The sequence below is a fragment of the Roseiflexus sp. genome (genome assembly GCF_057785375.1).
On the sequence record NZ_JBYNRX010000011.1, the window covers coordinates 26525 to 38917 of the forward strand.

The 12393-nt window shown below is 60.4% G+C and carries 9 protein-coding genes and 1 pseudogene; 3 read left to right on the top strand and 7 right to left on the bottom strand.

Going from position 1 to position 12393, the window contains the following annotated elements:
- Positions 1-221 precede the first annotated feature (221 nt).
- A complete protein-coding gene (locus AC3EA7_RS02180) occupies positions 222-1223 on the top strand; it encodes a CAP domain-containing protein (RefSeq protein ID WP_488612385.1) in 1002 nt (333 codons plus the stop codon).
- 30 nt (positions 1224-1253) lie between these two features.
- Here AC3EA7_RS02180 and AC3EA7_RS02185 read toward each other — a convergent pair.
- Positions 1254-2045 (bottom strand): annotated as a pseudogene (locus AC3EA7_RS02185) (Uma2 family endonuclease); the annotation flags it as partial.
- A gap of 104 nt (positions 2046-2149) precedes the next feature.
- On the opposite strand from AC3EA7_RS02185, the gene AC3EA7_RS02190 reads away from it, so the two are divergent.
- Positions 2150-3106, top strand: coding sequence for a DMT family transporter (locus AC3EA7_RS02190; RefSeq protein WP_488612386.1), 957 nt, complete (start codon positions 2150-2152; stop codon positions 3104-3106).
- 260 nt (positions 3107-3366) lie between these two features.
- Here AC3EA7_RS02190 and AC3EA7_RS02195 read toward each other — a convergent pair whose 3' ends face one another.
- The 6 genes from AC3EA7_RS02195 to AC3EA7_RS02220 all read right to left on the bottom strand — a co-directional run bounded on the left by AC3EA7_RS02195 (position 3367) and on the right by AC3EA7_RS02220 (position 10402).
- Positions 3367-4461, bottom strand: a complete 1095-nt coding sequence (locus AC3EA7_RS02195; RefSeq protein WP_488612387.1) for an STAS domain-containing protein — start codon at positions 4459-4461, stop codon at positions 3367-3369.
- The gene (locus tag AC3EA7_RS02200; RefSeq protein ID WP_488612388.1) at positions 4458-5459 is read right to left on the bottom strand and encodes a terpene synthase family protein; all 1002 of its coding nucleotides are present in this window, start codon (positions 5457-5459) and stop codon (positions 4458-4460) included. The genes AC3EA7_RS02195 and AC3EA7_RS02200 overlap by 4 nt, the downstream gene beginning before the upstream one ends.
- A 30-nt stretch (positions 5460-5489) precedes the next feature.
- Entirely contained in the window at positions 5490-6323 is an 834-nt protein-coding gene (locus tag AC3EA7_RS02205) for a class I SAM-dependent methyltransferase (RefSeq protein ID WP_488612389.1), read from the bottom strand.
- Positions 6324-6506: 183 nt separating this feature from the next.
- On the bottom strand, positions 6507-7625 hold the full coding sequence (locus tag AC3EA7_RS02210) for a serine hydrolase domain-containing protein (protein WP_488612390.1): 1119 nt from the start codon (positions 7623-7625) through the stop codon (positions 6507-6509).
- A 405-nt stretch (positions 7626-8030) separates the two neighbouring features.
- The gene (gene murJ / locus AC3EA7_RS02215) at positions 8031-9404 is read right to left on the bottom strand and encodes a murein biosynthesis integral membrane protein MurJ (protein WP_488612391.1); all 1374 of its coding nucleotides are present in this window, start codon (positions 9402-9404) and stop codon (positions 8031-8033) included.
- Positions 9401-10402 (bottom strand): uroporphyrinogen decarboxylase family protein, encoded by a 1002-nt coding sequence (locus AC3EA7_RS02220; protein WP_488612392.1) that lies wholly within the window; start codon positions 10400-10402, stop codon positions 9401-9403. Before AC3EA7_RS02220 ends, murJ begins: the two co-directional genes overlap by 4 nt.
- Before the next feature lie 636 nt (positions 10403-11038).
- Here AC3EA7_RS02220 and lgt point away from each other — a divergent pair.
- Entirely contained in the window at positions 11039-11908 is an 870-nt protein-coding gene (gene lgt, locus AC3EA7_RS02225; RefSeq protein WP_488612393.1) for a prolipoprotein diacylglyceryl transferase, read from the top strand.
- The last annotated feature ends 485 nt before the right edge of the window (positions 11909-12393 follow it).

Genomic DNA, 12393 nt, shown 5'->3' on the forward strand with positions numbered 1-12393 from the left:
GCCGGACCTGTCATTAATTATCGGTCTCGGACATTGCAAGCCTTTGCGACAGCGTATAGTATAATGGGTAAGGTGTGAATCGTACTGACAGCACTGATGTTACTGGCTTATGCGATTGCAGCATCTCTCCGTCCGTTCGCATGCGGCACAACCGGTGACAAAGAGGTAGCGCAGAGCATTGCTGCACATTCGCAACGAAATGAGAGCGCTGGATAGACGCTATGACCAAACGCCTGCTTGCCATCACAATCGTCCTGCTCGCTGCATTGCTTACAGCGTTTATTCCGCTGCCTTCATCGCGCGCTCTTGTCCCGCTGCCGATGGTTGCCGGTCACGCCGTGTTTGCTCAGACAAGCCGCGACTTTGACCGGGAAACAACTGCTCTCGGCGACCCGCCTCAACCCGACGAATTGCCGTCCGAAGGCGTCACTGAGACGGCGCCGGTTCTGGCTGCCGCGCCGACCGACGTCGTGCAGGCAGCGGTGACGGTGTTTCTCCCGCTCATCGCGCGTCCGCTTCCGCCGCTCCCCGACGACTGGCTGGGACGGGTCAACGGGTACCGCGCACGCGCCGGCGTGCCGCCGGTGATCGCCGATACGATCCTGAACGACAATTGTTTCCAGCACACGCGCTACATGGCAGAGAATAACGACCTGACCCACAATCAGAACCCGTCGTTGCCGTATGCGTCGCCTGCCGGGCAGATCTGCGCGCAGAAGGGGAATGCATGGATGGGATGGGGACACAACTGGCGCCCACGCGATGCGATCGACGGGTGGATGGGGTCGGTTGGGCACCGCCTCTGGATCCTCTACCCAACGACGCCGACCTTCGGGTTTGGATTCTACAGCAACAGTCAGCGCAGCGCCGCCAGTCTGGATGTGCTTTCGCGCGCCCGCTTCGACGATGATGCTGCATACCCCGGCTGGCCCGTGCGCTACCCGGCGCCAGACCAGCAGGATGTTCCGGCGACACGCTATCCTGTCACGCTACACTGGCCCTACTTTGATCAGAAGCCGATTGTGACCGGCACGAGCCTGCGCGCGCTGCCGGGAACGGCTCTGGTGCACACTGCAACGACCGATCTGCCGGTCAATCACAAGGGAATTGCCATCACCCCAAATCAGGCGTTTCCGCCGAATGCGACCATTGAGGTGACGGTCACCGGCAGTTATAAGGGGCAGCCGTTCTCGTTCACGTGGCAGTTTCACACGGGCAGTTAGACGATTGGCACATTATTCTGCGCCGCGCAAGCGACGCAGTTCCTCCTCGAGTTCGCGCAACCGCGCTTCGGCGGCGGCGCGCGCAGCGGCTTCGCGCCGCGCCTGTTCCTCCGCTTCCGCCGCCCGCCGCACGACCGTCGTATAGTCGCCGAACGCTACGCCATGCTCGTCGTAGCAGATCACATGATCCCGCTCAATCCCCAGCCACAGGTTCGCAATGACCAGGTTCACTCGTCCCGCTGCATCTGGCGGATGCGCCACGTAGCGCCCCGCTGCCAGGCGATAATCGAGCAAACGCAACCGCCGCTCTCCGCCACGGCTTAGATCGTCCACAATGACATACTGCGCCACCCCTGCCCGGGCATAGTGCTCCACCTTGCGCTCCAGGTCGTTTTCGCGCGTCTCCGGCGAGGTGATTTCGACAATCAGCGCCGGACGCGTCTGCTCAACCGCAACCTCGAAGGTGCTCCAGTTCTGTCGTTCACGGATGCCGGGGATGACCATCACATCGGGACCGTGCGCCCGTAGATCGGGAATATCCCAGGCAATGCGCACATCGCTGAGCACGACGGCAATGCCGGACGACTCCAGGCGCGCGCGCAAGACGGCGGTCAGGTACATCCGGTCGGTTTCGTGGCGGTCGCTATGCACGATGAAGTCTCCCACTTCGGGGTGCAGCACGTCTTCCAGCGTCAGCGGAACCTGTTCCAGATGATGGGGATTGTCGGGGGTCGGGCGCGGCACGAGGCGCCACCCATAACGGAACGGGTCTTCTGCGGGTGAACCGGAGGCAGGGACTGATCGTGTGGTTGTCGTTGTCATAACCCCAGTATACCAGAGATGTTGGGCATATGGGTGCATGCGTTGCACGTCGCACCCGACCGATGGTATGATTTGCACTGTTTTGTTTCTTCAAATGGGCGTGTATGCAGACCTCATCCACCTCGACCGTCCCGGCGCGGCGCGCTGTCTTCTCGTGGGGCGGCATGGGCATTGCGCTGCTGGCGCATACCGGCTGGGGCGCCTACCCGGTGCTGGCGCGTTATCTTCAGACTGTCAGCGATTTGCCGTCGATGGCGTTGCTCGGTCTGGGCAATCTGATTGCGCTTGCCTTCTATCTCCCGTTCGTCTGGCGCCATGTCGATAAGCGCATTTTGCGTTCGCCGCTCATCTGGGGGTTTGCGCTGGTGGTAGTGCTGCGCGCAATCACTAATCTGCTGGCGGCGCGCTTCACGCTGGCGATCTATATTCAGCCGATTACGCTGATGACGCCGCTGTTTGTGGCGCTCTTGAGCGCCGGGTTGTTCCGTGAGCCGCTGCCGCCGCTGACATGGAGCGCGATCATCCTGTCGCTGGCGGGCGCCCTCTTGATGATGAGCGGCGACATCGGCGCCGCTGGCGTGACCTTCGCGCTCACACCGTCTGACTGGATCGGCATTGCGTTGGCGACGGCATCGGCATTGTGTCTGGCAATCTACATGATCCTGGTGCCGCGCACGGTCAAACACGCCGTGCCGGGAGAAGCCGTGCTGCTCATGCAACTAGTAACGCTGACCATCACGAGCACCGGTGTCAGCCTGCTGATCGGTGAGGAGTGGACCCGCTTCGCCACATTGACGCTAGCGGATTGGATGGCTTTTGCAGCCTTTGTGTTCGGCGTACTGCTGGGAGCGAACCTGGGGCAAATCGTCTCGTTGCGGCGGCTGGGTGCGCCGCTGGTCAGCAGCGTCATAGCGTGGCGCCTGATCGCTACCCTGGTGTTAGCGGCGCTGCTTCTCGGCGAGCGCCTCGATTCGTGGTGGCAGGCGCTGGGAGCGGTGATCGTGCTGACGACGATCACCGGCTACCTGTGGCGGCAGGGAAGGGTAGGGGTTAGGGGATAGGGGTTAGACTTCCCACCTCTTGCCTCTTGCCTCTCGCCTCTCGCCTCTCACCTCTTGCCTCTCGCCTCTCGCCTCTCACCTCACGCCTGGCTTCACCTTCCCACCTGCAACCTCCGCGCCTTTGCGCCTTCAGATTTAGTGGACGTGCATTCCCGCCTACTGCTCCATCCGCAAATGTACGCCCTGCAATGATCCCACAGGCGCACAGCTGTGCGCCTGGGCGCGCCAGCGACGCGTCCCTACCTTTAACTTTCCCCCGTTCAACGTTCAGCGTTCAACGTTCCATGACCGTTTGTCAGCACCGGCAGATGGGCGGGCAGGTCGCTGTGCCTCAGACGCTCCAACGCTTCTTCCGGACTACGCACCGTCTCGACAGCGCGCATATCAATGCCCAGGTGGGTCAGGGTCATGGCGACCGTGGCGGAAATGCCGCTGACGACGACGCGGCAACCGAGCAGGCGCAACGACTGAATCGTCAGCATCAATGCCTGTGCCACCGATGTGTCGATCGTCGTGACACCGGTAATATCCAGGATCATCAGTTTCGTGCGATTGGCGTGGACTGTCTCCAACAAATGCGCCCGTAACGTGTCGGCGCGACGCGAGTCGATATGCCCGACGATCGGTGCAAGCATGATGCCATCCGCCAGTGAGACGACCGGTGTCTCCAGTGCACTCACCAGGTTCAATAGTTCGCGCTCCGAGGCAAGTTGTTGTTGCAACTGCTCATTCGTGCGGATCAGTTTCGTCTGCTGCGTTTCGAGTTCGCGGTTGGTAATGCGCAGCGAGGAGAGCATCTCATTCAAAAGGACGCTAAAGTGCCAGAGCAGCATCATGACAAACACGATTGCTGCGCTCGCTCCGCCAATTTCCAGCAACCCTTTGAACCACTCAGGAAGGCTGGACGCAATCATGCCCTGTGGCAGCACGTGTCCGACAATAATAGCGATCAGGCTGCACACCCCGCTCACCGCGATCAGGCGTTTGAGCGGCTGGATCGTCAAATATTGCAATCCCAGAACCACTACCAGCAATGGCGCGAGCATCAATGTTGCAAAGAGAAACGGTTGCATCAGCAGAATGATCAACCCGCCAGCCAGCAGACCGACGCTCGTCGTCACAATAGCGGTCTGGACGTTCCCCTGGCGAATGCTGCGCAGCGCATAGAACAGAATGCCGCCGTTCGCTACAATCGCAACGCCGCTGATGCCGGTTGCGATGTCGCGAAAGATCAACCCCAGGATTACAAACACAACGCCGAACAGGAAAGCAACCGGCATATAGGCGGAAAGAAACTGGCGCAGTCGGGTCATCTGCGCCTGGAGCGTCGATTCGGGCATGGTATCGGTGGTCATGAGCGCAATCCTTCGTGGAATAAACTCGTCACAGCCGTGTGCGTCTCTCGCATCTCGCGCGCAAGCGCGTAACGCACTGCCGTCAGCGACCAGTCGCGATTGGCGCAGATCCAGAACTGCAATCCATCAACATACGTTTCGAGCGCAGTATTGACTGCCGGATTGAAATGCGGGATCTGCGCCCGTTTCTGCACAAACGTGGAGGTTTCCAGCGCATGCAGAGCGAGCGCACGCTCGACTGCCTCAGGCAATGAGCACCGATACTCGCGCTGAATGACCAGCACCAGATTGTGGTGATCGCCGTGCTGCATTTCTTTGGGATACGACAGCACATCATTGCACCAGCAAATGATATTGTTTGCAGCCTGCTCCAGTTGTTGCACAGTAGAGTGATGACGGGCATAGAACGGAAGTTCGATTCGCTCCGCCAGTTCTATCAAATCGAAGCAGGCATAGACGGCGCCGGAAAACAAGCGCGCAGCGCAGTAGGTCGCCACATTTGGCGTCGTACCATGCTGCCGGTTAACCGTTTCCCAGCGATTGGCAGTAAAGTACAGGCGTGCATGCTCGCTGAACCGGCGCAGCCAGCCATCAGGAGCGCGCACCGCCAGACGACGGCGAATATCGGCGAGCGCATGGGTGAGCGCCCAATCCTGCGCCGACGGCGAGGCGCCTTCGAGCACTGCAAGAAAGCGCTCATGGAGCGCTGTCATTTGCTGGAGATCTCGTCCAATGCCAGCCTCATCACACTGGTCGTCCATAAAAAACAACCACGCAATCCAATCCGCAGCGATCTGCACCATCTCACGATCTGCCCGTGGATAGGCGCGTGCAGCCAGCAAACCGTACTGCAGGCAACGGCTCTTTCTTCGCGTTTCATCTTTCAGTAAGCCAAAGGTCTCCACCCAGGCAAGCGTCGCCTGATCGACCGCATCGGCATACGGGCTTATCGACCCGAAAAATGGGTAGACAAGTTGTGCGCTGTAATCATGATCCACCGGCATGCTCCATTGTCGAAGGCGACTCTGTCAGGGTTTCCGTGCAACCAGCACAACATATCCCAGATAATCGCGCTGAATGACGGCAAGTTGCGGCCATGCCCGTTCGAGCGTCGCCAGAAGATCGTCTCCGTACAGCGCTCGAATCTCGTCACGTTTCTGAGTCAGCGCATCGCTGACGAACTGAAGCGTTCGTTTGGTGTGCGCACTGATATCGATCACTTCATCGACGACGAATCCCGCTGCTGACACCAGCGCCGGATAGCGGTCAATCGTTTCCAGCGAGCGAAGCATAAAACTTCCGTAGAGCAGTGCGCGCTGCTCGTCAGAAAGCGGTTGCTCCTCGGTAACATCGGTCAGTGCGAATGTTCCGCCTGGACGTAGAACCCGCCATATCTCTCGCAGCACTTGTTGACGATCCGGCATGTGCAGCAACGACTCGAATGCCCATGCGGCATCGAACGATTCATCCTCGAAGGGAATTGCCATCGCATCTGCACGCCGGAAGTGGACCCGTTCCGCCACACCGTTCTGATCGGCAAGCCTGGTTGCACGCGCCACCTGATCGGCGCTCACCGTGATCCCTGTGACCGATGCGCCGGTGCGCTGACACAGACGGATCGCCGGCCGACCGACGCCACATCCGACATCCAGGAGCGTCTGACCTGTGGTAAGGCCGACTTTTTCGATCAGCAAATCGGTCAGGCGATCCTGCGCTTCGATATTCGAACTCGTATCATCTGGACCGGTCCAGTAGCCGACGTGAATGTTTTCTCCCCACAGGGTGGCATAGAATGATCCCATCAGATCGTAGTAAGCGCCGACTTCGTCGGGTGTGGGATGAACCAACGCACTCTCCGTCATTATGTGCCTCCATTGATGTCAGTGTATCAGGAGTTACGGACCATGTACGGTACGGGATATAGTCAAAACGGTATTAAGATTGCAAGCATCGAGCGACCACACCGCGCGTATGAAGAGTGATGCCTGGGTGCGTAGCGCCTGTCAGGACGCCATCTCCAGCGTGGGAGTGTCGAAGGTGCTTCACTATGCCGTTGTCAAAGAGGCAACGACCGCAGTTGAAAAGCGTGACCAGCGCGAGACGTTCCATAGATCGAAGAGGGTGCGATTCGCCAGCATAACGCATATCAGATCGAGCGCCGGGTCTGCCCAAGCGAAAACGCCGGAGACACCGGTATGCCCAAAGGTGTCTGACGAAGTAAACTCACCAGAGAAATGCGGATGTTTCGTGCCGCGCAGATCGAATCCCATCCCCCAGGCGCAGTCGTCCCATGTCATAAACCCCTCAATGCCGCCGTGCAGTCCTGCGGTCTGATTGGTGATCATCAGGCGCACCGCAGCCGGCGAGATCACCTGCCGCCCGTTCCTGACCCCATGGTTGAGCATCATCTGAAAGAAGCGCGCAACATCCTGTGCTGTGGCAAGAACGCTGCCAGCCGGATGTGTCTGTCGTCGCGCATACGTGGAATTGAACCGCTCAGTTGGGCTGCCGGGGTCGAGCGTCCCGCCAACGTGGACGATCTGCGGGAAGAGATCGTCCGGCGGCGCCAGCCAGGTGTCGTGCAGACCGGCGGGTGCAAAGACGTGCTCGTGCATGAACGTCGCAAATGGTTTCTGGCTGACTTCCTCGATGATCAGCCCCAGCACTCCATACCCGACGTTGCTGTATTCGACTTTGCTGCCGGGAGACGCAATGGGGCTGGCATGAATATATGTGCGCAGTTCATCGGATGTGCTGGCGTCTGGCGGCAACCGGCTGCGATCGGGGTCCTGTGGAAGACCAGAGGTGTGAGTCAGCAACTGGCGCACAGTGATTGACTCGCGTGTTGCGCCGCTGAAGCCAGGAAGTATGGCGGCAACCGGATCGTCGAGAGCGATGCGTCCGGCTTCCACAAGGAGCATGACAGCAAACGCCGTCATTGGTTTGCCTATCGAGGCGATATGGAACAGGCTGCTGCCATTGACCGGAGGAGCGCCAGGCGCCGGCGCAATGCTGCCGCCATAGAATTCGCCGACACATTGCCCGCGATGAACAACCACCGACGCAACGGCCGTCACAATTCCTTCGTCGAGCCAGTGTTGCAGGATGCCAAATGCGCGTTGCAACCGCTCTGAATCGATAGCAAGTTTGACATCTGTCGTCACATTTTCTCTCCTGGTAATATGAATGCGCGGTCATGCGGACAATCATGGTTTTTGAGCACAGAATCCGGCATCGCCCGGTGCAGCCCGCGCCGGCGGGCCGACGAGCGGCTGGCGGAATACGGATGCAACAACCATAATTGAGTCCACGGCACACCGGCTGAACCGCCAAGGACCCGAAGCGCACGAAGGGGCAGAACCATGAAGCGCATGTCCTTCGTGTCCCTTGGTGACCGCGTAACGCGGAAGTTATTCCGCCCGTCCGCCGATAGATAATGAAGCGCATGTCCTTTGTGTCCCTTGGTGACCGCGTAACGCGGAAGTTATTCCGCCCGTCTGCCGATAGATAATGAAGCGCAGTTCCTTCGTGTCCCTTGGTGACCTTCGTGGTTGCTTGGTGTAGTGACGTCATGATTGCCGGGGCGCGCAGCTTCCGCCACCGGGCGGACGAGCGGCTGGCTGCTGATGCATCCGCCACGCCAGCACCATTCCCAGCGCCATCGTTTCCAGCGCCGAGGTGATCGCAAATGCAGCCGGAATCGCCGCCACACCCCACGGTTCGATCCACCACCAGATCAATACGCCCCGCCCCGCAAGCTGCGCACAGTTCGTCACCAGCGGCGTCTGTGTGTCGTGCAGCGCAATCAGTCCGCGCGTCAACACCTCGGTGGCCACGTACACCGGCAGACCTACGACATACACCACGAACAGCAGCGTCGTCAGATCGCCCGCGACAGCATCAAAGCGCCCGTGTTCAAATAGCAGGCGAACGAGCGTGCGACCGGCGACTGCCAGCGTGAGTGCAGCCGCTATCGCCAGGATCACGCCGATCGCCAGCGTTGCCGCGAACGTGCTTCGCATACGCGCCCAATCGCTGCGCGCTGCATAAACGGCGATGCGCGGGAATGCCGCCTGCGCCAGTGCGACGCCGATCAACCGGAGCGGCACACCCATCAACAGACTGGCGTTGAAGAGCGCCGGCAGCGCCCCTGCCTCCCGCGCCAGCGACGCAAATGCCGTATCGACGATGCCGCCGGCATAGTTCACCCCGGACGACAACCCGTTTGGCGCCAGCAGACGCAACATCCGGCGCAATCGCGCATCGCGCAGATCCCATGCCGGGCGCACGCGAAAACGGTTGGCGCGCAGTCCGGGCCATAGAATGATCAGTTGCAGGATTGCATCGCCGACGACGCCGAACGTTGGACCGTAAATGCCGACGCCGGGAAAGAAACGCGCCGCCAGGATGCCGCCAATCATCGTCACGTTGTGTGTCACTATTGAGATTGCTGTCAATAAAAACTGGTTGCGCGCATTGAGCGCGGCAATCGCCACACTCGCCAGCACAACCAGCGCCAGTTGCGCCAGCATGATCCGGGTCAGCGCCACTGTCAGCGCCGCAGATTCGGCATCGAAACCAGGGGCAAGAACAAAGCGCACGAAGAAGGGGGCGAAGATCATGCAGACAAGTACAACGAGCGAGACTGCGACGCTCAGCGTGGTTGCCGCCAGGTTCACCAACCGCTGCTCACCGATGTCGCTCGACTCGTAGCGCGCGCCGAGCAGCGCCGGTATCATCGCATTCGACAGTGCGCCGCCGCCGATCAGGCTGGCGATGGTGTCGGGCAGGCGAAAAGCGGCGTAGTAGGCGCTCGCTTCCATTCCGGCGCCAAACTCAGCATTGAATAATGCCTGGCGGACGATCCCCAGTCCGGCTGACAGGACATATGCGGAGATGAACAGCAATGTTCCCTCCGCAATGCTGAATTCGCGCCGGATCATGGACCCACGACAGCCCGAAGTGCGCGAATGTTCCCCCATGGCGCGGTCGTCGGCATCACACAACCGGTGGACAAACACACGCGCCGTCCGTTCAGCGCCTCAATTGCCTGGCGCGCCAGCGACTGCACGGCGACCGGCGAACCTTCGACAATATCGCGCTGGCTCAACCCACCGACGACTATCCCCGGAAAACGGCGCGCACCTTCGGCGAGGTCAGGTCCGGTGTCGCGGTCGTGCCAGTTGAGCGCCTGCGCCGGATATTCGGCGGCGATGTCGAAGTACGAAAAGAGGCCATGCAGGTGAAGCAGAATGAACGTTGGTTTTCCCCGGGCAGTGCTGGCTGTGTGCGTCGCTTCGAGAATGCGCAGATCGAGCGGGCGGCAGACCTCGCGGTACTCGGTCTCACTGATGATGTCTGCCGTGCAACGTTGCATCGCGTAGAAGATGCCATCGGCGCCGGCATCCAGCACGGCTTCGACAAAACGGACGGTTGTTTCGGTGATCGCTTCGAGTGCGTAGAGCAGATCGGAGCGGTGGCGTCGAAGATGCACAATGTCCATCCCGCCGCCGATCAGGTTTTTCGCTTGACTGATCGGACTGAAGACGGTCGCCAGGAGCGGAACGTCGGGATCGATCAGTTCGCGTGTGCGGCGGACGGCGAGCAGATGGGCGCCAAGTGAACCCGCGCGCGGGTCGAGCGGCTCAATGCGCCGCCAATCGGCAGGGACACTGACCGGACGCGCAACATAGTCGCTGGTCCCTTCGGAATGCCCGCGATACACAACGCGGCATCCCCAATCTTCGACGCAAAAACTGCTCGATGGCGTCAACTTGACGAAATCCCAGTCGTGCTGCTTCTGGAATGCAGCGACAGACAACGCCAGATGTTCGGGGTCCTGATCGTCAACCGGGAAATGGCGCCATAACGCAACAGGCGGGCGATCAACCGGTTCGCCACGGATTGCCGCAGCGAGCCGTTCACGTCGGGTCATCGACATAGTGCACCTCTCTTGTTCTGGTCAGATGTCTTGCACGGAGCGTGCAACGGCGCCGTTCCGGGGTCGTCGCACCTACCCGACATCATCAGGGATGAGCGCATAGCGAATGACGCATATGCCGTTTCTATGGTATCACGGTTCACAGACAGGCATGACGGTGTTGCGCCTGTTCACAGGGCGATGGCAGCGCTTCGTCACATGACGATCATCTCCTTCCCGGCAGCGTTTCTCATCCCTCGTGCCTGCGCTCTGGAGCGGGCGGAAGCCCGCCCGACGCGAACCTGCCCTGCTCCGGCGGGCTTAACTGGGCGAGACCGGATAATGTTCTCAAACTCTCGAATAGGAAGATCAACCGGATATGAGACAATCTCGTGATCGGCGTTGGCTGAGCCTGTCGAAGCCAACGCCAACCGCTTCACAGGTGCAAGCGTGTTTGCCCGGGTTTAGATCGATCTTCCTGTAAGCTGCGGGCTACGGTTGCGCAGACTGCCTTCGCAGGCTCTATTCTTAATGTTCATCAGCCCGCAGCGCCCCGGCGTTCCGGTCACGTCCCGCCGGCGCCTGCAACGGCTCCACCTGTTGACACCCATGCCGCTGCGGGCTACAATATCCGCTATTCTACTGAGGAGCACGTCTATGGGACTCTATCCGCCTGATGATCCATTTCTCATCAACACATCTCTTTTCGGCATCCCTATCGTTGTGCGCTGGTATGGCGTCATTATCGTAAGCGGGGCGATGCTGGCGGGATGGATTGCAGCGCGGCGCGCACAGCGGCGCGGGTATGATCCGGAACATATCTGGAACCTGCTGCTGGTTGGCATGGTCTTCGGCATTATCGGCGCGCGCGCGTATTATGTGCTGTTCGAATGGCCCCGTTTCGCAGGCGCCTCGTGGTTGGAGATCATCAACCCGGCGACCGGCGGGCTGGCCATCCACGGAGCGCTGATCGGGGCAGTCATTGCGGCTGCGCTCTACACGCGCTGGCATCACCTGCCACTGCGGATCTTTCTTGACATCGCTATGCCACCGTTCCTGCTGGCGCAAGCGATTGGGCGCTGGGGCAATTTTATGAACCAGGAGGCGTATGGCAGCCCGACCAGCCTGGGGTTCGGGGTGCTGATCGATGAAGAGCATCGCATCGGTCTGTACCGCGATACGCAGCGGTTCCCGCCCGACACGTTGTTCCATGCCACGTTCCTGTACGAATCGGTATGGAACCTCTTTGGCTTTGGCATCCTGATCTGGCTGGAGCGCCGACTGTGCGATTGGTGGCGTCCACTCGACATGGCGTTATTCTATGCTATCTGGTACGGATTAGGGCGGTTCTGGATCGAGGGGTTCCGCACCGACAGCCTGTGCCTGAGCGGGATCGGCGGCGCGTGCGAAGGATCGCTGCGGGTCGCGCAGGTCGTCAGCCTGCTGCTGGTTGCTGGAGGAATCATTGGTTTGCTGATCAACCATTGCTATGTCGCCCGCCACACTACGCAGCCGCGGGGGGTGTGAGTGAGGCGAGAGGCGGGAGGCGAGAGGGGAGAGGGGAGAGGGGAGAGGCGAGAGGGGAGAGGCGGGAGGCGAGAGGGGAGAGGGGAGAGGCGGGAGGCGGGAGGGGAGAGGCGAGAGGGGAGAGGGGAGAGGGGAGAGGCGAGAGGCGGGAGGCGAGAGGGGAGAGGGGAGAGGCGAGAGGCGGGAGGCGTGAAAGGGCGGCGGTTAAGGGTAGAGACGTTGCGCTGCAACGTCTGCAATTGGACGTTGCACGTTGACTGTTGCATGTGGGAGGGTTGCAGGTGGCAGGTGCGAAGGTTAGAGGCTGAAGGTCAGGAAGGCTAATCCTTAGCCCCTACCCCCTACACCCCCCCGCACGATGCTGATGAACAACACCGCTCCCGCGCTCAACAGCGCAACTAGGGCGATGGACGCAGGAATGATCACCGGCAACCCGTCCCACCCGGCGATGGCGGCCGCAATCGTCAACCCTGCCAGACCCAGCG